The sequence below is a fragment of the Tenacibaculum xiamenense genome (assembly GCF_964513065.1).
In the GTDB taxonomy this organism is placed as follows: Bacteria; Bacteroidota; Bacteroidia; order Flavobacteriales; family Flavobacteriaceae; genus Polaribacter; species Polaribacter xiamenense.
In genome coordinates this window covers 258,464-284,891 of sequence record NZ_CAZEQU010000033.1, presented here as the reverse complement: position 1 = coordinate 284,891, position 26,428 = coordinate 258,464, and the positions used below count along the sequence as shown (strand labels likewise).

General features: G+C 31.6%; 21 protein-coding genes. 6 read left to right on the top strand and 15 right to left on the bottom strand.

Features of this window, described 5'->3' with window-relative positions:
- Positions 1–4: 4 nt before the first annotated feature.
- The 4 genes from ACKTTV_RS12310 to ACKTTV_RS12295 form a co-directional block, all read right to left on the bottom strand.
- The gene (locus ACKTTV_RS12310; protein WP_408031138.1) at positions 5–3,745 is read right to left on the bottom strand and encodes a glycosyl hydrolase; all 3,741 of its coding nucleotides are present in this window, start codon (positions 3,743–3,745) and stop codon (positions 5–7) included.
- 112 nt (positions 3,746–3,857) lie between these two features.
- Entirely contained in the window at positions 3,858–4,757 is a 900-nt protein-coding gene (locus tag ACKTTV_RS12305; RefSeq protein WP_408031137.1) for a TolB-like translocation protein, read from the bottom strand.
- Positions 4,758–4,772: 15 nt separating this feature from the next.
- Positions 4,773–5,669: a TolB-like translocation protein gene (locus ACKTTV_RS12300; protein ID WP_408031136.1), complete on the bottom strand. Its 897-nt coding sequence runs from the start codon at positions 5,667–5,669 to the stop codon at positions 4,773–4,775.
- Between the two features lie 77 nt (positions 5,670–5,746).
- Positions 5,747–6,592 carry an alpha/beta hydrolase gene (locus ACKTTV_RS12295; RefSeq protein WP_408031135.1) on the bottom strand — a complete coding sequence of 282 codons (846 nt, stop codon included), beginning with the start codon at positions 6,590–6,592 and terminating at the stop codon, positions 5,747–5,749.
- A gap of 210 nt (positions 6,593–6,802) precedes the next feature.
- On the opposite strand from ACKTTV_RS12295, the gene ACKTTV_RS12290 reads away from it, so the two are divergent.
- On the top strand, positions 6,803–8,479 hold the full coding sequence (locus tag ACKTTV_RS12290) for a histidine kinase (protein ID WP_408031134.1): 1,677 nt from the start codon (positions 6,803–6,805) through the stop codon (positions 8,477–8,479).
- 4 nt (positions 8,480–8,483) lie between these two features.
- Entirely contained in the window at positions 8,484–9,182 is a 699-nt protein-coding gene (locus tag ACKTTV_RS12285; protein WP_408031133.1) for a LytR/AlgR family response regulator transcription factor, read from the top strand.
- A gap of 8 nt (positions 9,183–9,190) precedes the next feature.
- On the opposite strand, the gene ACKTTV_RS12280 is transcribed toward ACKTTV_RS12285, so the two are convergent.
- Positions 9,191–9,892, bottom strand: coding sequence for a LytR/AlgR family response regulator transcription factor (locus ACKTTV_RS12280; RefSeq protein WP_408031132.1), 702 nt, complete (start codon positions 9,890–9,892; stop codon positions 9,191–9,193).
- Position 9,893: 1 nt separating this feature from the next.
- Complete coding sequence (locus tag ACKTTV_RS12275) at positions 9,894–10,868, bottom strand: sensor histidine kinase (protein ID WP_408031131.1); 975 nt, start codon at positions 10,866–10,868, stop codon at positions 9,894–9,896.
- A gap of 211 nt (positions 10,869–11,079) precedes the next feature.
- Here ACKTTV_RS12275 and ACKTTV_RS12270 point away from each other — a divergent pair, with 211 nt between their 5' ends.
- Genes ACKTTV_RS12270 through ACKTTV_RS12260 form a run of 3 tightly spaced genes read left to right on the top strand, consistent with a single transcriptional unit; the run spans position 11,080 to position 14,855 of the window.
- A complete protein-coding gene (locus ACKTTV_RS12270) occupies positions 11,080–12,426 on the top strand; it encodes a serine hydrolase domain-containing protein (RefSeq protein WP_408031130.1) in 1,347 nt (448 codons plus the stop codon).
- A 5-nt stretch (positions 12,427–12,431) separates the two neighbouring features.
- Positions 12,432–13,295, top strand: coding sequence for an ABC transporter ATP-binding protein (locus ACKTTV_RS12265; RefSeq protein WP_408031129.1), 864 nt, complete (start codon positions 12,432–12,434; stop codon positions 13,293–13,295).
- A 12-nt stretch (positions 13,296–13,307) separates the two neighbouring features.
- Positions 13,308–14,855: an ABC transporter permease gene (locus tag ACKTTV_RS12260; protein ID WP_408031128.1), complete on the top strand. Its 1,548-nt coding sequence runs from the start codon at positions 13,308–13,310 to the stop codon at positions 14,853–14,855.
- 41 nt (positions 14,856–14,896) lie between these two features.
- Here the strand turns inward: ACKTTV_RS12260 and ACKTTV_RS12255 are convergent, their stop codons facing one another.
- The 9 genes from ACKTTV_RS12255 to ACKTTV_RS12215 form a co-directional block, all read right to left on the bottom strand.
- The gene (locus ACKTTV_RS12255) at positions 14,897–15,670 is read right to left on the bottom strand and encodes a LytR/AlgR family response regulator transcription factor (protein ID WP_408031127.1); all 774 of its coding nucleotides are present in this window, start codon (positions 15,668–15,670) and stop codon (positions 14,897–14,899) included.
- Position 15,671: 1 nt separating this feature from the next.
- Complete coding sequence (locus tag ACKTTV_RS12250; RefSeq protein WP_408031126.1) at positions 15,672–16,712, bottom strand: sensor histidine kinase; 1,041 nt, start codon at positions 16,710–16,712, stop codon at positions 15,672–15,674.
- A gap of 38 nt (positions 16,713–16,750) precedes the next feature.
- On the bottom strand, positions 16,751–17,665 hold the full coding sequence (locus tag ACKTTV_RS12245; protein WP_408031125.1) for a DUF6268 family outer membrane beta-barrel protein: 915 nt from the start codon (positions 17,663–17,665) through the stop codon (positions 16,751–16,753).
- A gap of 2 nt (positions 17,666–17,667) precedes the next feature.
- Positions 17,668–18,033: a DUF2147 domain-containing protein gene (locus tag ACKTTV_RS12240; RefSeq protein WP_408031124.1), complete on the bottom strand. Its 366-nt coding sequence runs from the start codon at positions 18,031–18,033 to the stop codon at positions 17,668–17,670.
- Between the two features lie 115 nt (positions 18,034–18,148).
- The gene (locus ACKTTV_RS12235) at positions 18,149–18,823 is read right to left on the bottom strand and encodes an ABC transporter ATP-binding protein (protein ID WP_408031123.1); all 675 of its coding nucleotides are present in this window, start codon (positions 18,821–18,823) and stop codon (positions 18,149–18,151) included.
- A gap of 12 nt (positions 18,824–18,835) precedes the next feature.
- Complete coding sequence (locus ACKTTV_RS12230; protein ID WP_408031122.1) at positions 18,836–20,074, bottom strand: ABC transporter permease; 1,239 nt, start codon at positions 20,072–20,074, stop codon at positions 18,836–18,838.
- A 3-nt stretch (positions 20,075–20,077) separates the two neighbouring features.
- Complete coding sequence (locus ACKTTV_RS12225) at positions 20,078–21,175, bottom strand: efflux RND transporter periplasmic adaptor subunit (protein ID WP_408031121.1); 1,098 nt, start codon at positions 21,173–21,175, stop codon at positions 20,078–20,080.
- A gap of 12 nt (positions 21,176–21,187) precedes the next feature.
- Positions 21,188–22,531, bottom strand: coding sequence for a TolC family protein (locus ACKTTV_RS12220; RefSeq protein WP_408031120.1), 1,344 nt, complete (start codon positions 22,529–22,531; stop codon positions 21,188–21,190).
- Between the two features lie 190 nt (positions 22,532–22,721).
- Positions 22,722–25,004, bottom strand: a complete 2,283-nt coding sequence (locus tag ACKTTV_RS12215) for a S9 family peptidase (RefSeq protein ID WP_408031119.1) — start codon at positions 25,002–25,004, stop codon at positions 22,722–22,724.
- Between the two features lie 293 nt (positions 25,005–25,297).
- Here ACKTTV_RS12215 and ACKTTV_RS12210 point away from each other — a divergent pair, with 293 nt between their 5' ends.
- Positions 25,298–26,332: a helix-turn-helix domain-containing protein gene (locus ACKTTV_RS12210; RefSeq protein ID WP_408031118.1), complete on the top strand. Its 1,035-nt coding sequence runs from the start codon at positions 25,298–25,300 to the stop codon at positions 26,330–26,332.
- The last annotated feature ends 96 nt before the right edge of the window (positions 26,333–26,428 follow it).

The window sequence follows — 26,428 nt, the reverse complement described above, 5'->3', positions numbered from 1 at the left end:
ATTCCTATTTTTTAATAATTTTTTTAGTCACACTTTTATTTCCATCATAAAGCTTAAGGATATACATTCCTGAAGACAATTCTTGGATATCTATTGAATTTGGAATATCAGATACTTCTAGGAGCTTTTTACCAAGGAGCGAATAGATTTCAATATTTGATAAAGTTATTGAAGAAGAATCTATATAAAGCCTATTATCAACTGGATTTGGAAAGATGCTTATTGGAGAGGTAATCACCTCTGAAGTTGATAAAGTTGCCGTTTGTTGAACATCATCAAAATAAAAGGTAGAATTCTCGGAACCATCACCCACAGATCCGAAATCAAACATAAAAACCAGTCTATCATAAGAACTCACTCCCAATGAACCAAAATCCCAACTTAGAGTTTCCCATTGTCCCGTCGAAGTAGTATTTGTAAGTAATTCAAAGGTAGATCCTCCGTTTTGCTGTTCAAGTTTAACTTGCATAGGAGTACCCACAGGAGCATCGGTCCAAACTTTTAAGGTAATAAAGCGGTTGCTGCTGAAATTCAAAAAATCGTTCAAGTTAACATAAGCGCCAGCCCATGTTTGGCCACCATCCCTCACTATTTTCGCTAAATTATTACTTGTATTTCCTTCACTCTGGGGAGAAACAACGGCTTCTACGGTTCCTGTTCCACCATCGAAATTAACAAAATCGCTCGTTACTGGACTTGTTTCAAAATCAAAAGGTAAACCTGTATTTACTCCAGGCTCTGCACATTCAGTATCATTATAACTAAATGATAATTTTCCCAAATTAATTTCCCCCTCAGTTGCCACTAATCTTAGGACATGTTCCCCTTGGGTTAAGTTGACATTACTGGTAGATTTTGTGTTCCAGTTTTCCCAAGTTCCTGTAGAGGGAAAAGAAATATCTTGACTAACTTTTTCACCATCTATTTCAAAGTAAATAGGACCTCCCCCATTATTATTTCCTGATGCATATCGAATATCTAAATCATAACAACCTGTGGTTTCTACATTCACAGTATACTCAAGCCATTCACCAGAAGAAATCCAGCCTACCGTTTTACCTTCTGCAGCAACCACTAAGGCATCCACATATTCATTAGGTCTAAAATCTCCTTGATTGTCTAACGACGAATCAAAATAAGCGATGTTCTGACCGTTTCCGCCTTCGAAATAATCATAATTACCTACTTCGATAACTCCAGGAATTTGGCTTGCAGCTCCCAAGTAAGGTAACTGATCACCTACTGTTACCGTAATAATATTTGTTACAACAGCGTCGTCTCCTACATAAACCTTTGCATAGAATTTATGGATTCCTAAGCTGATATTTTCAAGATTGTAATTGTATGGAACTGAACTGTCTTCACTCAATAAGGTGTCGTCATTATAAAAGGCTACTTTCGTTATTCCAGAACCTACAGTTGCCACACTGAGAAGTATGTCATCATTTTCATTAACCTCAGAAGAATCGATTGATAACTCTCCAGAAACGCTAATATCTTTGCTCGTAGCCAAAGTATTTGCGGGAACTGTAAGCACATAACCATCTGAAAAAGTGACTGTAGTATCGTTATTTGTATAGTTATGAGCTGTGTAAATAGTTTCTCCGTTATTATCAAAAGCCACCGCTAATGGATGGTTCGCGGTTATTGAGGTGTCAGGATTTCCTAAACTATTCATCGTATGTAACCAATGATAAGTGTGAGCATCAGAAATACCAAATTTCAACTCTCTATCTGGATAAGAATCATAAAGATCAATGGCAGCCTGAGCATCCGTTAGAGCAAGAAATTTCCAATAAGTATCATGCCATAAATTGGGATTCTCTTGATTGCTTAAAATACCCGTATTGGAAGCCATTTCTGTCCATAACGATTCAGCATATGTTTGATGATGCCCTAAATATAAAGAACCACCATGCATTGGATATAGTTCAATTCCATAACTCGCAGCTATATCTTGTGTCCAGAAAGTACCATTGTCATATGAATTTCCCCAAACACGAGATACCAAACTATAAGGATGCGTTGCTGAAAAGTTACGATTGTAAATATCTAACCAATATTCTTCAATAGCCGTTTGTTCCGTGGTATAAATATATATTCCTAAATCGCGAATAGCAGTATTATTGGTAACAGCTCCCCAATGAATTAAAGACGACGCAAATTGCATACTTTCAGAAGTAGATTCTTGATCATTTCCATGAGGGAACGAGGCAAAACCATTCGCCCAACTATGACCAGCATAAGGACTGAAGTTTCTTAAAAATGGAAAAAGAGGATCGTTACGATCCTGAGTTGCGGCATCTCGTACCAATAAATTGATCATTTCTCCCCATTGACTTGCCCAGCCTGGCTCAAACTGTTCGATAAATGCGGCAGCATGAATAAAATATCCCCAATGAAAATGATGATCATTGATATTGTTATCTTGCCCATGCCCAGCTGGATATCCTAGTAAGGCTGACCAATCATTGCTATAATAATACAAGAAAGCCACTTCACCAGATTCATAAGCTAACCAATCTTGAAGACGTTCTTTTACAGTTGCCAACATCGTGTCTCTTGCTGCTGTATTTCCCATTTGATCTGCAATTCTAGCCGTTTGAATTAAACGATTCATTACTTGCCCTTCATTATAAGAATCAGTCCATGTTGCCAATTGATCATTTTCAATTAATGATATTTTGGTGTCAAGAGAAGCAGGGTTAAAATCTGCGCTGTAATGAGCTAAATTGGGTAACGTAGGTAATATACCATTAAACGTATTTTCTACGATAAAACTATTGCCATTCAATGTTTTTAAGTCTCCTCTTACAGTTGTGTACGTATGCTCATTGGGTGCAGCAGAATTAGATGCTAAATTGTTCCATTGGTGTGGAAGTAATCCCATTAATACGTTGGTATGACTTCCTTCTTTAATATCAGTAGCTACAGTAAATGTAGTAGTCATTTTAGCATTAGACTCATCGTAGTTCCAAATTGTTGTTGTATTACTGGGAAATACATAAGCATATTTTTTGTACTCTTGGGCAATCGTACTAACATTACTTGTACTTTGAGGTAACATGGCTAAAGACCAATAATTTTTTCCATTTAAATTAGAAGTATAAACACCTCCTGATTGATTCCATATACTTCCTGTTGGACCATAAATCACAAAATCAGCGCCTGAAGCGGCATCTTTTACGGTTATCATTTCATTTGAAATTGTGATATCACCAGCATTAATTTTGATTTCTACAATATCGTCATTGCCTTTTTCAAAGTAGATGAAAGGCATTCCTATACCTGATGTTGCTTTCAGATCATGAGAAGTATCATTCCAATTCATGGTAACCGTCCAGTCTGAATAACCAGAAACTTTTGCCATGGAGGCATTCAATCCAGAAAGTCCAACTTCAATAGGTGACGAATCCCCTATTGGTCCCCATGGAATGTAGGTTACAATTAATCCTTGCTCCTTGGTTTTCATTGTCATCGGATAATTAAACAAATTATCGGCATGATTTTCTTTAATCAATCGAGACCACCAATCGTTTGTAGGAACTGGTTTACCCAATTCATCACTCGTTACCTGTGGCGTTCCTGAAGGAAAACCGTTTCTTCCAGCCGAATCAGCACCAGGAAAAGTAGTGGTGTAACTTCCACTCCCAACATTCACAGTTTGAGCATTGCTTGAAAAAATAGTACCTATCAAAAAAGAAATAAAGAATAACTTAAAAGTCTGTAAATGGATTGTTTGCATACATAAAGATTAAAGCTTCTCAAATGTATTTTAATTTTAGGGTGTATAAAATTATAGTACCCATACACCAACCATACAGTCTTGTTAATTTATAAAAAGAAAGGTTAGAATATTACTTCTTAGGTCTTAAGTTTTCAATGACCTTAGCATCTACCCAAAAAATATCAACATTTTTATAGTCATCATTTTCATAAGGAACGTCACCAACAATTCGATTGAAGAACAAATACTTTCCATCGGGAGTAATACTAGCTCCTGCCTCCCACGCTGCTGTGTTTATTTGATTTCCTAAGTTAATAGGATCACTCCAAGAATCATCTTGTTGACGAAAACTAATATAAATATCAGAATCTCCATGCCCTCCTTCTCTCTCACTATCAAAAAGTAAATAAGATTCATCAGGAGCAATAAAAGGGTGAAAACTTCTTCCTGTATTAATTTTAGCATTGAGTTTTTTAGATTTTTCGTGCTTTCCATTAACCAATCTAGAATAACGGATATCTCCCGTAAAATCACGTTTAAATTCATCATAGAAATAGGTTCCTTTATCCGAAACGGATAGTCGCATGATAGGTAAACTATCAAACGGAGTATCTAGTTTTTTGATTTCAGACCAATTACCATTTCCAGTTCGTTCTGAAAAACTATTTCCTAAATACATGATATTATTATTTGAAGAGAAAAAAGGGCTTCCTTTTCGTTTTGAAATTACTTTCTGAACCCATTGTTTATCCTTTTTGATATACGCTACATTTAGTTGTTTTTCTCTCTTCTCATCCAGCCTTATATAATAGAATTCATTTAAATCAGGAGAAAATACCCCGTTATATTCCCAATCCGTTGTTGTTACCAATTTTGGTGCAAAACGTTTAGGCACAAGTCCTGGAGGCTTTTGTCCTAGATAGGCATTTTCAGTCGTATTAGATATTATGTCTTTCTTTTGTTTCTTGCTTTCGCAAGCATGACAAAAAAAAATACCTATAATAAGTATTATAAAGTGTGTTACCTTCATGATATTTGAATTTAATTATTCCAGATTAGGTTTAAGATTTTCAATGATTTTAACATCAACCCAATATTGTTTTCCAATGTAAGTACGACTACCGTCTTTATTTAACTCCCAATCTCCTCTTATGAAAAAGAAATATTTACCATCAGGCGATATTTGTGGAGAGCTCTCCTGCTTATCAGTATTTATTATTGGCCCCATGTTCATGCTCTTTGACCAAGTCCCATCATTTTTCTTAAAACTAATATAAAGATCGCTTTGCCCATATCCATCTTCTCTTTCCACACTCCAGATTAAATAGGATTCATCTGGGGAAATTAGAGATCCTGCAATATATTTTCCTCTATTGATATCATCATTTAACTTGCTAGGCTCTTCATATTTACCATTAACAAGTCTTGAATAATAGATAGCACCAATTGGTCCCTGCTCTTTGTATGCAGTGAAATAGTAATTGCCCTTAGCTGAGACAGATCGACCATGATTCATATGCTTTAGAAAAGTACCCGGACTTTTAGGTTCGGACCAGCCATTACCCTTTCGTTCTCTATAGAGTTTTCCAATGAACATCTTATTACCATCAGCCGAAAATTGCGGCCATCTTATATCCGTTTCAGATTCTTGCCCCCAACTATTATTTTTATATTTGATAACGAAAAAAGTGCGCTTACCGTTATTTCGTACGAAGTAATACGATTTCATATCTGAAGTATATGTCCCCTCTTCAAAACTACCTTCAGGAGAAATAATATCGGGATCAAAAGGTTTTGGAGTTAAGCCAGGTGGCTTTTGTCCAAAATAGCGGTTCTCTAGGGCTGGAAAATCAGTGTTGTTTGCTTTTTGATTTTTGGTATCGCAAGCATACACAAATAGTATTGGTGTGAGCAATAATAAAATAAGTTTGTTATTTTTCATCGATTATAAATTGTAATATTTGGCAATGGCTTATGAAGAAGTATTAGTAGATTTCTTCTCGCAAACCTTTTTGTTTACTATTTTATGTCTTTTAACAAGTCTGATAGCCAATACATGCTACGTATTGATATCATTGGAAAAGCTGAACTATGATCAAAACCTTCAATCAACTCGAGTTTTGATGTTATATTTGGATAATCTTTACTCTTTAGAAAAGAATCAAGACCTTTGGCTTGTTGAATTGCCTTTTCATTATCTAATGTACCAATTGCTATGTAAACATTGGTATTTACTTCTTTTTGCTTCTGGGATATTATCGATTCATTTTCATAAATAAATGATTTATCCATCAAATATGTTGAGCTACCTAGAATGTAATTTTTAAATGTATTAGGTTTTGTCAACAACACATAGGCTCCAAAACACCCACTCATGGAATACCCAAAATAACTGCGGTTATCAGGGTCTGCTTGATAATTATTCTCTACATACTTAATTACATCATTACGAATAAAATCTAGATGATTTTCAGCTTGTCCATAATTATATTTAGCTTGACGTTCTTGGTTACTGGATTTCATAATTGAGTAATCACGAAACCTACTAGCATAAGCTTTAGTTGGATGCAAGTTTTTCTGCCAAGAAATACCAACAAGAATAAGGTTATCCATTAGATACTCACTGGATCCCGATAATATTTCTAAATGCCACATCGCATCTTCAATATAAAGAACAGGGTATTTAATGTCATTATCGTTTGAATATCCTTCTGGCAACTTTATGTAAAGTTCATATTGTCTATCAAACTGGCTATCCTTTATAGGAATCACTTGTATCTGTGGTAATTCTAATGATTTTTTAAGGGGGTGAATATTATTTTGAGCAAATACAGCATTAAAGGATATATATAATGTCAGTATCAATAATTTAGTTTTCATAGTTTAATATTTTCGAGTGTAGCTTGTCATATTCTATGTTAGTATTGATCTAGATCGATCATATTTTTACAAAGAAGGTCTTTAAATTCCATATTACATACCTATTTTTAATGAACCGCTCTATACATTAATGAACGGCTCAAATAAGCCGTTTTATAATGCTATCTTGCATAAATAATCACTTATTAAAACGGTTTGAGATACTTTTATGTTTTTCTTTTTTTAAGCTTCCTATTATCAACAGTTTCCTGTTCTGATAAACCGGTTTATAAGCAAGGTAAAACTGTTTTTAAACTTGGTGATGAACAAGAATGGGCTTCTAAGCATTTAAACACTGCTGAATGGAAAAGAAGATTGAAGTTTGTGCCCGACGGAAAAGTTTTTTGGTCTCGAACCAATGTGCAAATATTAGAAAGCCCTGAATCATTAAAATCTTACGGTGTCAGATTGGAAATTTATGGAGAGTATGAACTATTTTGGGATGGAGTATTAATTGGTAGAAACGGAAACCCAGGGCAAGAGGCTCTATTAGAGCCTGAAGGTGAATTATGGACTAGTTTTTATATTCCTAATTCTTTAACTGAAAAAGGAGAACATGTGATGGCGCTTAGGCTGAGCAATTATTATTATCCCGACCATATAGGAGTTTATGATTTAGAAGTAGATTATTATCAGGAATTACTCACTGATCGTTTGATTCAAAACTCTTATATGCATGTATTTGCAGGTGTTTTTTTAATAGCATCTATCTACTTTCTATTTCTATTCATGGGAAATAAAAAGGAACACTCGATGCTTATTTTTAGTATCTGCTGTTTTCTCTTTTTCGGTTTAACTATGACCCATTTTGTTAGAACAACATTACCAATTCACTATAGCTTGCATGTAATTCGACTTGAAGTGATAACTGGATTAATGTTCGGGATTTCTTTTTTAATTCCGCTCTATTTTTCAATACAGTTCCCTTTTCCAAGGAGAAAGCTCTTTTTCGGTGTCTATGCAGCTATACTTCTGTATATATTTGTTATAAAACATCATCATTTCAACTTTACAATGCTTGTAATGTCTATTGGATTATGGTTGTTTTCTTCATGTATTGCTATTTTTGGAATATATAAGAAAGTAAAAGGAGCCCTGTTATTGTTTTTAACTCTATTTCTTTGTTTAATAATTGGGTACATAGTTTCTTTTAACATAGGTCTTTTCACCTGTTTTAGCCTTATTTTACTGAACATGTTATATTTACTTTCCATTCGTATAAAAGAGCAAAGATTGGCTTATGAAGAATCTTTAATACAATCCACTCGCCTACGTTTGGAATTACTAAAAAAGAACATTCAACCTCATTTTTTAATGAATACGCTAACTTCACTAATTGACTGGATCGAAGAAAGTCCGAAAAAAGGTGTTCAGTTTATAGAGGCGTTGGCAAAGGAATTTGATCTTTTTAATCAAATAGAAAACAAAAAACTGATTCCAATTACACAGGAAATAGCACTTTGTCGTTCTCACATTGAAATAATGAAATATCGAAAGGAGATCGATTATTTATGGCTAGAAGAAGGAATACAACCTGATGAAATGATTCCTCCGGGTATTTTTCATACATTATTAGAAAATGGTATTACACATAGCTTACCTATGGAAGGGAATATAATTGAGTTTAAATTGATTTTTGAGCTCAGACAGGACTACAAATACTATACTTTTTTAACTTTTGCCAAGTTAGTAAAAGAAGGTGTTAATAAGAAAGAAGGAACGGGTTCGAAATATGTAAAAGCACGATTAATGGAGAGTTATAGTAATAAATGGGAGTTTACTTCAGAACCTACAAATAATGGTTGGAAAAACACGATAAAAATATATTCTTAAGCATATGAATGTTCTAATTGTCGAAGATGAATTGAGAATTGCCAAAAGAATCGAACGAATGGTTCGTGGAATTTTGAGTGATAGTTTAAAATCCATAAAGGTCTTAAACACGCTTCAGAATGCCATTGAATATATTGAGGGTACTACGTTAGATCTGGTTTTTTTAGATTTAAATTTAAATGGTGAAAGTGGTTTTGATTTATTAACTATAGTAGTTTCTAAATCGTTTCATACGATTATTGTTTCTGCCTATAAAGATCAGGCGATTAAAGCTTTCGAATATGGTGTTTTGGATTTTGTTCCTAAACCTTTTAATAAGGATCGGTTGGAACAGGCAATCAATAGGATAAATGCCGAGGAGAAAATAGTTAAGAATTCAGTAAAGTTTTTAGCTGTTAAAAAGAGATACAAAATACAGTTAATTCCTTTAGACGATGTTGTTTATATCAAAGGTGCTGGCGTGTATTCTGAGTTATTTCTTGAGGATGGCGACATAGTACTCCATGACAAATCACTTGAAAAATTAGAGCGATTGTTATCTCCGTCTTTTGAACGTATTCATAAGTCGTATTTAGTAAAAATGACTGAAATAAAAGAGATTATTGTAGCTTCAGGAAGTAAATACATGGCAGAATTAACCGATGGAACACAAATTCCTATAGGAAGAACAAAGTATAAAGACTTAAAGGCGAAATGGATTTAAAGCCTTTGTTATATTTTATCTAATATACTTTTTCTGTACGACTTCCCTATTGGCAATTTTGCATCGTTTTGTAGTATTATTTGATTCCCATCGATTATTTTCAGCTTATCGAAATTAATGACAAAAGATTTGTGTATCCGCGTGAAGAAGTCAGGTAGTTTAGCTAAGAAGTCGGATAAAGTTTGTTGTGTTAGCAACATGGAATCAGTATATATTTTTATATAGTTTCCATAAGCTTCTATATAGTTAATATCATCAAAAAAGAGCTTGATGATTTTCTTATCACTTTTCACAAAGATAAAATTAGGTTCTTCTTCTTTTTCTATTGAAACTGTTGTTTGTATGGATGCCGCTTCTTGGATATTAATTTTATTCACTGCCTGCAAGAAACGTTCTAAGGAAAAGGGTTTTAACAGATAATCTGTTACAGCGAGTTCAAAACCTTCTAAGGCATATTCAGGATAAGCAGTGGTAATAATTACATTTGGTTTTTGTTGCATGGTTTTCAATAAACTCAAACCTGATAATTTTGGCATGTTTATATCTAGAAATAAGATGTCTACAGATCTTTCTTTTAGCACTTCAAGAACTTCAAAAGCATTTTTACATGCAGCAACAATCTCTAAATGAGGCATAGAGTCAATATAGTTCTCTAAAATTTGACGAGCAATAGGCTCATCATCTGCAATAATACATTGTAATACCTTCATTTTACAAGTTTATAATTAGTTGTACTGAGTAATTGTTATTGATCTTGTTTATATGCAATTCGTGCTGATCTGGATACATAAGATTTAAACGTTTTCTGACATTGTTTAATCCAATTCCACTTTTACCTTTTTCCATATTATTCACTGTTTTTTCTTTTTCAATGGTATTACTACATTCAAAAATAATACTATCATTTGATTCTTTTAAAGAAATAGAAACTTCACTTTTACCATCGGGTTGTTCTCCTAAATGCTTAAAACAGTTTTCAATAAACACAATCAACAACATAGGAGCTATTTTCTTTCCACTAAAATCACCAGATTTACTAAATTTAATATCAGCTTTGTCTTCTAATCGTATCCTTTCTAAGGAAATATAATTTTCTAAATAACTCATCTCTTTTTCAAGTGAAACAAAGCTTTCTCGTGTGTCATATAAACTGTAGCGTAACAGATCTGATAACTGAAGCATTAAACTAGGAAGTTTGTCTGATTTAATTACAGAAAGTCCATATAAGTTATTCAATGTATTGAACAAAAAATGTGGATTTAACTGGGCTTTCAAGAGCTGTAATTCAGCCTCTTTTTCCTTTTGACGACGGATAAAGCTATCTCTTGATAATTTTAAAGCGGTTCCAAAAATTATGATGAGTAAAAAGGCTCCGAAAACATTGATAAGCATTCTGAATTCGAAATTCTTGAAGAAATCACTCAACACAGCAACTCCTATAAAAGTGAAAAAGAAAATATTCAGAATATAAAAAAGAGCCCCAAGTTTCCCTTTCTTTTTAAAGAAAAGAGGGAGTATTTTAAGATTACTAATGTATACTGGTGGTATAATAAAGGCAATGAAAATTAACGCAGTAAGGAAGGTGTTTTCAGCCGTGATAATCATGGTAAAAATGATTAATAGTAACAGCCATGCAAATACATTCTGAAAAATTTTGTTATCAATTAGCTTATCAAGTGCAGTCATTTTATCCTTTTAAAATCCCTTCAAAAATAAAGGTTCGTATATGAAAAAGCTTCTTTTAATGATGAAAGTTCTCTTTTTAAGTGTAAACGTTTCTTTTACGATGATAATGGTAAATCTGTAGGGATATCATTAAAGTAAACACCTTCATCATTCTTTTTTTTAAAAGGCCTGATTACTTCTGATTTTTGACCTGACAATTAAAACAAATATCATGAAAATACTATTGAACATCTTAATTTTTATAGTAATACTAATTCAAAGTACATTATTTGCACAAGAAGCTACCTTAAGCTTATTAAATGATAAATACTCATCGATATTAAAAGAACAAAACAAAGGTGTAGCTATACTCGTAAAAAAGAACAATGAGATTAGTACATCGAGTATTGGAAACTTCAGTTTAAATGAAAACAGTGTTTTTAATATTGGAAGCGCTACCAAAACATTTACTTCAATTTTAGTATTACAGGAAGTAGAAAAAGGAACTATAAAATTATCAGATACGATTGGTAAGTTTTTAAAACCAGTTAAAAACATTGATAGTTCGATTACTTTAAAGCAATTGCTAACGCATGAAACGGGCTTGGATGAGATTATAGGAAAAAATATTTTAGATATATTCTTTTCGAAAGCAGATTCATTATACACTCAAAATTTATTTAAGCTAGTTGAAAAGCGAAATATAGAAAAGATTGGATCTTTTGATTATTGTAATACCAACTACTTTCTTTTGGGAAGAATACTTGAAAAAATAACTGATGAAAGTTACTTTGATTTACTTAGAAAACGAATTATAGAGCCATTAGGGTTAAAAAATACACATCCTTATTTACATAAAAATTTACCAAAGTTAGCAGCTCCTTATCATGACGGAGAAGATGTTAGTAAATATTTAGATTATAAGTTTTTTGCCAACATTGCTTACTCTGCTGGTAGCATGGCTTCTACTCTATCGGATATGGAAATCTTTTATAGCTCACTTTTTCAAACAGAAAAATTATTAAAAAAAGAAACTATTCAGCTAATGATTGAAGATGGAAATGATACTTACGGATTGGGAGTGTTTAAAAAAGACTATAAGGGAAAGAAGTATGTGAATCATGGAGGGAATAATATTGGTTATGCTTTTCGAAATGCATACGATATTGAAACGGGGAATCTATTTTTAATATTCTCAAATACGATGAGAATGCCTTCAGGTAAAGCCATAACGAACGATTTGTATGCTTATTTACATGATGAAAAGATTCAAGCTTTCGAAGCTGTAAATTTGTCTGATTTTAAAGATACAACAGGTAAGTATTTATTAAAGGAAGCCAATTTAGTTTTAGAAATAAAAGAAGAAAACAAGAAGTTATATCTAATTGTCGAAGCACAAGGAGCGAAAAGTGAATTAGCTCAAAAATCTGAAGATACCTTATATGATACAACTGTAGGAGCCTCTTTAACTAAAATCACTGGGAGTCAAAATAGTTTAACCTTCAAGCAAAATGGTTTTACCACTACAATTACCAGGATCGATTCAGAAAACAGTACTAGTTTAACATCTAAAAAATAAAAGTTATGCAATTAGAAATTCAAAATGTATCAAAGAAATATAATAAGAATAAATATGGGTTGAAAGATTTTTCAATCCATATTGAAAAAGGAATCTTAGGTTTATTAGGTCCTAATGGCGCAGGAAAATCTACATTATTGAAAATGATTGCTACCGTGAATAAACCAACGGGTGGAATTATCTGTTTAAACAAAAACAATATTCTAAAGGATGCAAATTATATGCGAAAGCAACTAGGCTTTTTACCACAAGACTTCGGTGTATATCCTAACTTAAATGCATACGAGTTCTTAGAATACATGGCTGCTATAAAAGGTATTGGTGGAAAGAACTTAAAGGATAAAATTGAATTGCTATTGGAAGGCCTAAACTTAATTGAGGTTGCAAATAAGTCTATTGGAAGTTACTCGGGAGGAATGAAACAACGTATAGGTATTGCTCAAGCCTTATTAAATGATCCTAAAATTGTGATTTTCGATGAACCTACTGTTGGTTTAGATCCAGAAGAACGTGTTCGTTTTAGAAACTTAATTTCTGATTTAGCCAATGATTGTATTGTTATTTTATCATCTCATATCGTTTCTGATATTGATACAATTGCAGATACAATTGCCGTGATGAAAAATGGTGAATTACTCTTTCATGGAAATCAAAAAAGTATCATAAAGCAATTGGAAAATAAAGTTTTCGAAAAAGCTATTAAAAAAGAAGAGTTGATAGACTTTAAGTCAAAATACAAAGTAGTAAGTACATCTCGTCAAGATAATCAGTTACTTGTTCGTTATATATCAGATATTCCTTTAGAAAATTCGACAATGAAAACGGCAAACTTGGAAGATGCGTATTTAAACCTTACCAAAGCCAATTAAAATAAATTAGAAATGAAACAACTTTATCATATTATAAAATTAGATTACTTACAGAGAACTAGAAGTTATTCCTTTTTGATTACACTTTGTTTAACATTGGCAATAGCATACACGTTTATTCCTGAACCGAATGCAAGTTATTCCACTATTAGAATAGCTGATTATGTGGGATTTTACAATTCTGCTTGGATTGGGAATGTAACAGCGGTGATGACGAGTGTGTTTTTATCTTTGATAGGCTTTTATCTGGTGAATACAGGTATTAAAAAAGATAGGGAAACTAAAGTTGGGCAAATTATAGCTTCAACTCAAATTAAAAACAGTGTATACTTGTTAACAAAAGCTATAAGTAATTTTTTGGTGCTATCCACAATTGTAGTTATAGTATTCATAATGAGCCTAATTCTTTTTGCTTTGTACAATGATGGTTATTCATTTGAATTGTTTCATTTTATAGAGCCTTATTTATTGATCACCTTTCCTGCTATTTTTTTAGTATCAGTAATCGCAGTAGTTTTTGAAATACTTTTTGGAAAGTATACCGTCATTCAAAATGTAGGCTTTTTCTTTTTATTTACGGCTGTTATGAGCTTTAATACACAAAATGAAAATTACTTTTCCTTTGATCCTTTCGGAAATCAGATAGTCGTTCACCAGATAGAACAAGGTGTAAAAACTATAATTAATCAAGATGAAAATGTAAACTTATCTGTAGGCTATATCATTGGTGATAAAACCAAAATTCAAAAATTTCAATTTAATGGTGTCGATTTTCCAATAGCTTTTATCATGAGTCGATTCATTTGGATAAGTTTTGTCACCCTTTTATTATTCATAGTTTCTCCATTTTTCCATCGTTTTGATAACAAAAGAATCTCTTCCAGTAAAAGAATTACTAACCCAACTCTTTCGTCAAAAGGAAATAATAGTATTAGTTTGCTAACATTACCTTCAATGTCTTTTAGCAGCAGTATATTTCCCATTATAAAAACCGAGTTATTATTGTTGTTTAGGAAAGGAAAAAGATGGTTATGGATATTGAATGTTATTGGCATGATTCTCTTAGCAGTGTTACCACTAAAAATAGCACATCAAATAGTACTACCAATACTTTGGTTTTTACAAGTATCGAGACTATCCGATCTTACAATTAAAGAAACAGTAAACAATGTACATTATTTCACATTCACAAGTTACAACCCAATTAAAAGGTTGTTGTTAGCACAGCTATTTTCAGGGTTTATATTAATGCTGGCTTTAGCATTGCCTTTAGTAATTCGACTCGGAGTTGAAGGAAACTTTATGGCTGTATGTGCTGTCTTTCTGGGAAGTCTTCTTTTGGTTTTATTCTCAAGTATACTTGGATTGCTATCTAAAGGAAAGAAACTATTCGAAGTATTGTTCTTTTTTATTACCTATTTAGTGGTAAATGGAATGACATTCTTAGATTATTACGGCGGTTTTCAACATGATAAAATGTATATACTCTGGATAACTTTATTAGTATTGCTTTTAAGCTTGGTAAATGTGTTAAAGCGAAAGCAGGAGTTAAATCGATAACAGCTTATCATTGGAGTATTTAATGATGTTGAATACTCCAATTATCTATCTAACCAACGTTTAAATAAGGCTGCTTTATCTTTACCAATAATCATATCTTCGTTGTGTACGGGGTCCGTTTCCAGCTTTAATTTTCCATTAAAATAAGAATGTACACGCTTAATACTGTTAATATTGATAATGATTTGACGATTTAGTTTAAAAAAGTAATCAGGATCTAACTGCTCTTTTAAATTTTCTAAGGAAAAGTTAACTGGATATTCTCGTTTTTCGAAGGTTACCGCAAATGTTACCCCTTGCATACTATAGAAATATGCTATTTCATTTACTGATACTTTTAAAAATGAGTCATTCGATTGAATTAAAAAGCGTTTACGGTACTCCTTTTGCTTATTACCTATAATGGAGGCTAGTTTCTCATAATCTACAATTGCAGTTCTTTCTTGAACACTATTACTTTGATGCTTTTGAAATTTATTGAGCGCCATTTCTAATTCTTCTTCTTCAATAGGTTTTAATAGGTAATCTAAACTATTTACCTTGAAGGCTTGTATGGCATATTCATCATATGCTGTAGTAAATATAATTTGACTATTGACCTCTACTTGTTTGAAAATTTCAAAACTAAGTCCATCTGATAACTGTATGTCCAATAAAATAATCTCTGGATGCTTATTGTTTTGTAACCAATTAACCGCTGATTTAATACTGTTCAAACAAGTAATAACCTCGGTATTAATGGAGATTTCTTTTAAAGTTTCCTTTAACAAACGTTGTGCAGGTATTTCGTCTTCTATTATTAATATTTCTATCATATTATTGATCAATTAATGGAATGGTTACCTTGAATTTCCCGTTATTTTCTCCGAAATTAAAACCTTTTTTCTTCAAAAGTTCAAAGCGTTTACTTAAATTGATTAACCCAGTATATGTTGATTCCACTTCACCATGAATAGGTTGAATATTATTACTAATTATTAATGTGTTTTCGCCAGTTTCATTAATTCGAATATGTAATATATTTTCTTCATTAGCAACATTATGTTTTATAGCATTTTCAATAAGGATTTGTAATGTTAATGGAGGCATTTTTAAGTACTTGGTGCCATCTGAAATTGTCACTTCATAATTAAGGGCCTCTCCTAACCTAACCTTATGCAAAAAAATAAATGAATCTATAAAAGCGAGTTCTTCTTTTAACGAAATTAAATCGTAATTTTTACTTTGTAAAACATATCTATATACTTTAGATAATTTACGTGTAAATTCAACCGCCGTCTTTGGATTGTGTTTTATTTCAGCTATTAAAACATTTAGACTATTGAATAGAAAATGTGGGTTTACTTGATTTTGTAGAACTCTATATTCCGCTTTAAGTTTTTCTTGTTTATAATATTCTGCCTCTAGCAATGACTTTTGAGATTGCTTGAAAAAATTTATTGTTACAGAAATTCCTATAAAAACTAATAGAAAGATAATAGATCCTACAAATATAATTACTGGAGCTCTTGGATAAATAAAAGACTCATCATTTACATAATACCAAGCTGTGAAAGGAATTATAATGGAAACGATTGCCCAAGAAAAAATTAGAGAAACTTGCGTTAATAATCGTTTTTTAGGAAAGTAAAACCAAGGAAGTTTCTTATTTAAATAGCGATCAAAAAATAAACTACCTTCAACATTCATATTAAAAAAAAAGAGATATAGTAACGCGAAAAATTCTTTTGGAATTCCCGATTTGGGTTCAAATTTTATGTTAGAAGGCATTACGTAGGTAACTAATTTCATAACACATATTGCATATATTGAAACCAATACGATGCGAACAATACCTCTTTTTATATTTTTACTCATTTCAATTTATAACAAAATGTCTTTAGAAAGATATTGAATTATTTTCTTTTACTAGGAATGTAAACAATGCCTATATTGAAAAATGAAGCTCCTTTAGAATCTACTTCGAGCGTATTACCAGCAATATCCACAAAATTATACTTTCTATTCGTACTAATGCCTCCATAAGCTTCTGCTCGAAACCCTTTTGCAAAATTATACTGCGTTAAAATACCAAGATTGGTACGAGAATAATTGATCTTATTTACATTATTTAAGTTATTATCTGATACGTTAAAATTCGCACCATCACTATTGTATTTTACCCCAAGAGCTAATTTATTATTAGCTAATAGTGAATATGTATATTTCAAATTTACAGGTAATAATGCATTTACTTGATGTTTATTCTTTTTATAGTTTAAACTTACTAAAGGAATTACTCTCGATTCTCCAAAGCGTGAACTTTGAGCAATACCCGCTCCAATTTTTAACCTTTCATGAATTGTCCTAGTTGCTAAAATTGCTCCTTGAAAAAGAAAATCATCTGAACTCAATTGTTGTTCAAAATCTGAAGCTAATGAAGGCCTTAGATTAACTGTTAACCCCCATTTGTCATTAAATTGATGCATCACAACAAGTTGATAATAAACTTCCTGTAGCTTTTTGGTATAAGAATCAAGGGAAGTTAAAGGTAAATTGTACATATTCGCTTCTACAAACGCATACCCTACTCCATTTACTAAAGAGGTCTTTTTATTCTTCAATAAAGTTGGAATATTCAAATAAACTCCAAATTCGTGAAATGCTATTTCCTGACCATCTGTAACGTCGTTAATAGCTGCTCTTTGATAATTATTGTATTGAAGTCCTGCCAGTGTAAATTCCTGAGCCTCTGTATTAAGGACAAAAGAAAAGTAAGCAAAACTAAAGGCAATTAACTTTGTAATTGCCATTTTCCCTAATCCCTTCATTATTATTTTTTTATAGTCCATTCTATTGTCTTTGAGAAGAATCCAGCCTTTACCTTAACTTCTAGTACATTTTCCTTTGGCGTGAACTCTGCATCATACCATTCTTTCTTTTTTGGTGAAAATAATTTACCTTTCCATTTTCCATTTTTGTTTTTTAATTCTTTCACCATCAGTTTTCCTATAATGGCCTTTGGGTTATCAGAAGCTATAATCTTTCCTTCATAATTATTATCGTTTTGTTTCTCAATTTTTACAATGGTATTTTTCTTTCCAAGAACCCATTCTTTTGCTATATCAGTTTGTCCATAGCTAGTAATGCTTGTTATACTAATGAATAATATAGTGATAACTGTTTTTAAATATTTCATGTTTACTATTGTTTTAATATGCTTACAATTTTAGTTATAATTCAATTTTATCTAATATTTAAATAGATGAACTCGAATATGTTGGGTTAAAATCGAAATAGATTGCTTTAAGTATTTATTGACGAATCAATTGTCCATCAGAAAGTTCGATAATACGATCGCATTTATCAGCGAATTCATCATCGTGAGTTACGGCAATAATAGTTTGTCCTCTTTCTTTGGCTAATTCACGAAATACATCAAATACGATATCTGTGTTTTTGGAATCGAGATTACCCGTAGGTTCATCTCCCATAATAATGGATGGTGAATTAATTAAAGCTCTTGCAATCGCTACACGTTGTTGTTGTCCTCCAGATATTTTCGAAGCTTTTTTAAGCTCATTACCTTTTAAGCCTAATAGATGTAAAGACTCAATGGCTTCCGCTTCAATTTCTTCCTTACTCTTTTTGTTAAGTTTTAGTGCTGGTAACATTACGTTATCGAGAACCGTGAATTCAGGAAGTAAGAAATGAAACTGAAACACAAAACCTATATGCTCATTTCTGAATTTAGCTAATTGATTTTGAGATAAACCAGTAACTTCTGTATTATTTATTGATATATTACCGTTATACTGGGTATCCATTGTAGATAACAGATATAGTAAAGTGGATTTACCAGAACCCGATTTACCAACGATAGATACAAATTCTCCTTTATGCACGTCAAATGAGATATCTTTTAAAACTTGGAATTCTACTGGATCGTAGAAGTGTTTGTTGATATTATTTACTGAAATCATATTCATAATTATCTGTTTTTATCCTCTTAATATTTGAACTGGATCTACTTTTGATGCTTTACGAGAAGGCAGATATCCCGCTATTAAAGTGATAATGACACCAAAACAAAAAGACAGAACATAATCCTTTGGATTATAAACTACTGGTAAGGTATTATGTGTCGCTATTTTAAACGGAACAACATCTAATGTTTGAACAATAATATTGCCTAAAAACACACCTATGAAGCCACCAATTAGCCCAATCACTATGGATTGTGTTAAGAAGATTTCAATAACATCTTTTCCGTTGAACCCCATGGCTTTAAGAATAGCAATTTCCTTTATTTTTTCGTTCACAGTCATGTTCATAATATTATAAATACCAAATCCAGCTACGATTAGAATGGTTAAAGAAACCGATATTGCAAGAATATCTCTTAAAATGCTGGAAGAAACTAATTGACTGTTTCCCTCCTGCCAGGATTCTACTTTATAATCTGTAATTTCACGAACTTTTTTAGCCACTTCGTTGGCATTATTGTAATTATTAGTGTTAACTAAAATGTCCGTGGCATAGCTCTTGTTTTTTGAAAACAACTGCCTTGCAGTTTGAATAGAAACTAATGCACGTGTCATATCCGCTCCTTTAGAACCAGTTTCTATGATTCCAATAATCTTAAAAGTTTTAGAGATACCATGAGATGTAGATACAGATACAGTATTTCCCGTTTTTACTCCTATTTTTCTTGCTAAGTTGACACCAAGTATAATTCCATCGGAACGTTTATCTAAGTCGCTCAAACTTCCCTCAATCATATAGCTAGCTGTTTCGAAAAGTTCATTTTCGTTAACCGTATCAATACCTGAAAGAGACGCATTTGCTTTAGCAACTCCATTTCTAATAAAAATAGTCTCATTTAACTGAACCGTTACACTGTTCACTTCAGGGATTTCGAATATCTTCTTTTTAATCTCATCCACATTTTTAATACCTTCTGTGTATTGAATGTTTTTATTGTTATGAATCATCAATACAGTGTTGTTCTCTTTTGGTCTAGGCAATATTGAAGAAGTATCATCCGTTAAATCGTTAAATACTTTTATATGCGCCATGGAAGCAAAAGTGATTTCAGTTTGTATATTGTTTACTCCGGCCATAAAGCTATTCATAGCGATATACATAGATGTACCGAAAGCGACGCTTAATATAGCAACGAGTAACTGCCTAAATCTTGAGGTTAACTGAACTTTTGCTATTTTTTGATTGGTATTCATGTTTTACTTTTTAGGTTTTACAATTTTGGTGTTTTCAGATACACCTGATTTCACCACTGTCCAATCAATATTTTTATGTCCTATTTCTATTGCTTTTTCTTCTCCGTTATCTAGCAATACGTGATTTCCTTTAATTAAATATTCTGTAGGAATCACTAAAACATCTGTTACATTATCAGTTTTTATATTTGCTTGAAGCTGTGAGCCTGAGAAAATCTTTCTAGGTGCTTGCTTAAATTTTGCTTCAACGATATAAGATTGCTCTTGAATATTAAAACCAGGATATATTTTAGATATTTCTGCAGAAAATGTTTCCTCTGTGTTGGTATTCACATGAACAGCCACCAATTGTCCCAAATTTATCTTGCGTATATCATCTTCAGCAACAAATAGTTTAATAATGAATTCCCCACTACCTATTTCAGCAACGGCCTCACCCCTTCTAATGAGTTCACCTTGCTTTTTGAAAACATTAATTACAGTTCCAGAAATTGAGGATTTAAGTTGATAGTCTTCAAGTAGCTCTTTTTGAGTATTTACTTGAACCAAACTACGTGTTTCACTAACTTTTAGATCCTTTACAGCCTGTTTATAATTATCCTTTAAACCTGAAAGATTATTCTTAGATGCTTGATATTGTAAATATGCCTTTTCATATTCCAGTTGTGAAACAGAATTCTTTTCCAACAAATTCTTATATCTTTCATAATTAGACTCATCCAATACTAATTGTGTCTTTGCCTGATCAATTTTTACTTCAATTTGTTGTAAAGTGGAAGAATTACTTGCTGTATTATTTACTGCGTTATTATAAACTACAAGGGCATCTTTTACTTGATTCTTTTGAACATCACTTTTGATGTTGGCTACGTTGGTGTTCTTTGTAATGGAATCACCTTCACTTACAGGTATGGAAATTAAAATTCCATCAACACTTGCTGAAACTGTATATTGATTTTCTTGTTCGATATGACCACTTGCAAACACTGCATTCTCAATGTTTTTTCTTGTTGGTTTGGTTGTTTCTTTATTGTTACAAGAAATAAATAGGCATAGTGTTAATATGGTTACAACTAAATATAGTTTGTTATTATCTTTCATCTTTGTGACTTTTTAGTTCTGAGATTCTAAATCTATTTGCCTGATATAGAGTTTGTATTTTGATAAGGTATAAGAAGCAAGGCTTTGCAAATATGCGTTTTGAGCATTCAACAAGTCATCGTAACTTTTTAATCGTTCATCCAGACTAATAATACCTGAGTTGTATTTATTTTCAGCATGTTTATCGTTTTTCTCAGTAAGTTTTAGGATTTTAGAATTTTCGGATAACTCCTTTTGAAAATGTTCTACATCATCCACTAAAAGTTTATCTTCATTTTGAGCAATTAGTTTTGTGTTTTCTAATTGTAATTGTTGTTGCTGTAGAAGTAATTTGGATTGTTTGATTTTTTTACGATTAGAAAAACCATTAAAAATTGGGATATTAAGTTTTACCCCTAAGGTTTGTTGTGGTAATTCACTCACATTGGAAAAATCGTTAAAAGTGTCCGTAGCCCAACTTTTATTATACTGATAATTAACACTTAAATTTGGTAGCAAAGAAGATTTAGATTCTTTAAGAATTGATTTTTGTTTCTCAACTTCCATTTTTTGCCAAATAACATCAGGATGTGTGCTTGATATATCGGTACTCGATAAATTGAAATTATCGGGTGTGTCTTCAATACTTATTTCTCGATTACAATTTAACTGATTTTGCAACTGTTTGTAATAACGATTTATATTGGTTTTTGCCTGTTGAAGATTTTTTCTGTTTTGAATGTGTTTAATTTCAGCAGTATTCAAGGTTTTTTCATCTACAATTCCTCTCTCATACTTATCTTTTGTATGGTTGTAAAAAGTCTCTGAAACTTTAAGGTTTTCATTATATATTTTAGTAGCTTCTTGTGTTAGAATTACGGAATAGTAATTGGAAGCTAATCCATTGTAAGTGGACAGCTTACTCTTTTGAGTAGTGATTTCACTTTGTTTTGCTGATATATTAGCCGTTTCTGAAGCAAATATTTTTTGAAAGTTCAAAATATTCCAATTTACTTGTAATCCTGCCGAATAGATATGCTGTCTACCGAAAGTTAATTCTTCAAAAGTTCCTGATGGAGCATTCGGGTTGAATATCTGTGCAGGAATAAGCGTTGGTTGCAAGGTGAGGTTATTATTATAACCACTCGAAGCATTTATGGTTGGATAAAGGTAAGCTTTGGATGCCTTTTTTCTTTCTTTTGAAACTTCTTCATTGATACCTGAATTAAGGATAGATATGGCATGTTCATCGGCATAAGAAAGAACTTCTTCAAAAGAGCTAAACTCTAATGGAGTATAATTTGTACTAGTTTGAGCAAAAAACGATAAAGCGTTAAGCCAAGCACAAAGAATAGTTAATACTATGTTGGTTCTCACTAATAATACATTTAAAATTCATGGTAAAGATGAAGTTTCAATGATCGTTCTAGAGAAAATTTTTAATGAAGTCGAATTTTAAGAATTAAAATCGAAATTAAGAGTATGAAATTTACTGATGTTCGAATTTATGGATAATAAAAAAAGCCGCTTAAGAATTAAGCGGCTTATAACTATAGAAAGAATTTTATTAGTTTTTCAAGTGTTTTGCATAGAACCCCATCATAGCTTTGTATAATTCTATGCTATTTTCTTCTTTAGCAAATCCATGACCTTCATCGTATTTCACCATATATGGAACGTCAAAACCTTTTCCTCTTAAAGCGCTAACGATTTGATCTGATTCATCAATGTTTACTCTTGGGTCATTCGCTCCCTGAACTACAAAAAGAGGCTTCTTTATCTTATCAATTTGGAATACAGGAGATACTTCATTCATAATTGCTTTTTCAGCAGGTACATCAGGATCGTACCAAATTTCTTTTAAGATTTTTAAATATGGTTTCCAATATGCAGGAATACTATTCATAAAGGTGAACAGGTTAGAAACACCGACATAATCAACCCCACAAGTATATAAATCAGGAGTTTTAGTTAATCCTCTTAATACTGCATAACCACCATGACTACCACCGTAAATAGCTACTTTACTTTTATCAACCCAGCCTTGATCAATAACATATTGAAGTCCATCTTCTACATCATCCATGGCCTTTCTTCCAATTTGTTTAAAACCAGATTTCAAGAATTTCTTTCCATAACCTCCAGAGATTCTAAAATTAACTTGAAGTGTAGCGTATCCTCTACTTGCAAATAACTGTGCTTCAGGATTGAATCCCCAAGAGTCTCTAATTCCCTGCGGTCCTCCATGAGGATTCACAATTACTGGAACTTTCTTTCCTTGTTGAGCTTCTTTTGGTAATGTTATATATCCATGAATTGTCAATCCATCTCTACTTTTAAAAGTAATAGGACGCATTTCAGCCATATCCTTTTCATTAAGATTAGGCATTAAATTATAAAGTAATTTAAATGTCTTCTTCTTTGCATCATATGAATAGTAAGTTCCATATAATTTATCGCTTTGAAGAAAAATTAAATACTTGCTTTCATCATCGGTAACATCTGTTATTGAATAACTATACTCTGGAAACTTAGAAGTAATTCGTTTGTGTAATTTTTTATAATAATTACTTACAGGAATAATATGAGATTTCTCTCCTTCATATGAAAAATAATCTAATTCATAGTTTCTCTTTCTTGATAACGACAAACCTGAAACATCATAATTATCGTTTGAATACAACTTCTTTAGAACTTTATCTTCCTTTAAATCGTATAAATATAATTGGGTCTTATCGCTATCTAAATTCGAAGAAACATAGGCTTCGTGTTTATTATCAGAGGCGTAATTAAAACTTATGATTGCGAACTGATCTTTCCAGCTCAGTTTTTTCTTAATTTCATAATTTTTACCATCTACAGTATAATACATATCCACAAAAACACCATCTCTTAGTTTTGAAAAACCTCTTAAATTCCCATCCTTATCGAATTGATATCCATTAATAGGATTAGCAGCGTCTTCATTTTTATAAAGTTGCTCTAACTCACCGCTGATAATATTGATTTTATAAGGTTCAAAAATAGAAGGATTGTTCTTGTTCATTGAGATAATCATATGGTTTTTATCCTCTTTTAAACCATTAAGAATTCTAACTTTAACACCATCATAAGGAGTTAATTCTTTCTGATTTTTTCCATCTACATCAACAGCAAATAAATGATAATCTTCATTACCACCTTTATCCATAACATAGATTAATCTACCATCATTTGCCCAACCAAAACCTCTAATAAGTTCTTCTTTTTCTTCAATAACTCTAGTTATATCACCTGTCTCAGTATTTTTTACATAAACGTGATTCTTTTTATTAGCATCTTTTTCTTGGTAAGACATATAGTTTCCATTAGGTGAAAAGCTGAAGCTTCTTGCCTTTGGTCTTGCAAAGTAATCCTCTACAGAATATTTATAATTGCCAGTATCGGCTTTTGCTAATTTTTCTAACTCTGTCTCTGATGTTGGTAAAGCTGTATTACCTGGTAATGTTTTAACTGTTTTACTCAATATTAAAGGGATTTCAGTAGGACCTTGAAAAAAAGTTCCTTCAAATTTATTTTCTTTTAAATTCCCAACATATTTTATTCCAGCTTGATTAAATTTAATGGTTAAAACATTGTTTTCAAAAACTGTTTTATCCATTGGAATTCCTGTAGCTCCTTGAGATGGACTATCCATTGTTGACGAATACGCTCCTCCTTCTAACTTTACGTTAAAAAGTATAGGTATGCTATTCCCTTGAATGCTAAGTTTACCTTCCCATGCTCCTGAAATATCTTGGGCATTTATTTGTGCTAACATACTAGAAAAAAAGAGTAATGCAATTAAACATTTCGAAATTAAAGTTTTCATTGTTTAGTAAATTAAGTATTGTAAGCTGCCGTTGAGAATAATATGTTGTTCATAAATTGATTAATATAATATTGGCAGCAAACAAAATATTATACCTAGTATGAAGTTCTAAAACTTCTTTTGTTACGTCTGATAAATTAATTAACAAAATTTTAAGGATTTTAAAAAACATTTATTAGTCTGATAAAAATAGTAAAAGTATCAATCATGTATATTTGTATAAAACCAACTTAGTGCTTATTCATTTCATTCAAATACTCGTTTTTTCTTCGTTTTTGATGCTTTCGTTCATTATGCTATCAAATTCACTAAAAGTAAATAGAAAAGCTAATTTTATATTTGGATTGTTCCTTTTTTTATGGGCTACATTCTTTTTAGATGAAATTTTGGTTTTAATAAAAGCTCCTCCGTTAAAAGCGATACCAGCTTTAATTTTTGCTTTTTTTCAGTTTTTAACACCAATTTTATTTTACATCAGCGTTGTTTTTTTCACAAATCCCAATTATAAATTAAAAAAACAAGACCTGATTTGTTTCCTGTTACCTACTATTTATCTGGTGATTCTAATTGTTGATTTTGAAAATAAAAGTTCTTTAAGTTTTCTTTTAGTTCCATTACTTATTAGTCATGCACTCATATATACTACCTTGTCATATTTAAAAATACGTAAGCACCAACGTCAAATAAACTTGTTTTCATCAAATACTTCAGAAATTGATTTAGGATGGTTAAAATCTATTATTTGGGCTGTTATTTTTACTTCTATTACAATTGCAGTTTTTAATTCGGTTTACTTTGGTCTTCCATTGAACTTATACCTTAACATAATAATGCTAAGTATTGCCTTTTTTATAGCCTATCATGCGTTAAGACAAAAAGAAATATTTCCTAAAAATAAGAAGCATCGTGAGGAAGTAATTTTAATTGAAAAGGAAGAAAAGAAACTTGATATTATTAAACGAAAGCTGATTGGAGATGAAGATTTGGTATTGTTAAAATCAAAACTTAATTCTCTAATGAAAGAAAAGGAATTGTATTTGAATCATGAAGTGAATTTAGCCTCTTTATCTGAAGAAATGGAGCTGTCTACACATCAACTTTCTTATATAATAAATAAAGGCTTTAATCAGAATTTTTTTCAATTCATTAATACATATCGTGTTCAGAAAGCAAAGGAATTATTAGCTGATACTTCCTCTGATAAATTGTCCATTTTGGGGATTGCTTATGAATCTGGGTTTAGTTCTAAAACTACTTTTAACACCACTTTTAAAAAACTAACCAATCAAACACCTTCGGAATTTAAAAAACTACGTTCGAACTTATAAACAAGAACTAGTTGTGTTTGTAATATTTTGTTTGACAAGGGGTTGTTGAGATGTTCTAGTTTGTAAACTGGAACATAAATAGCCTATTCGATCTTT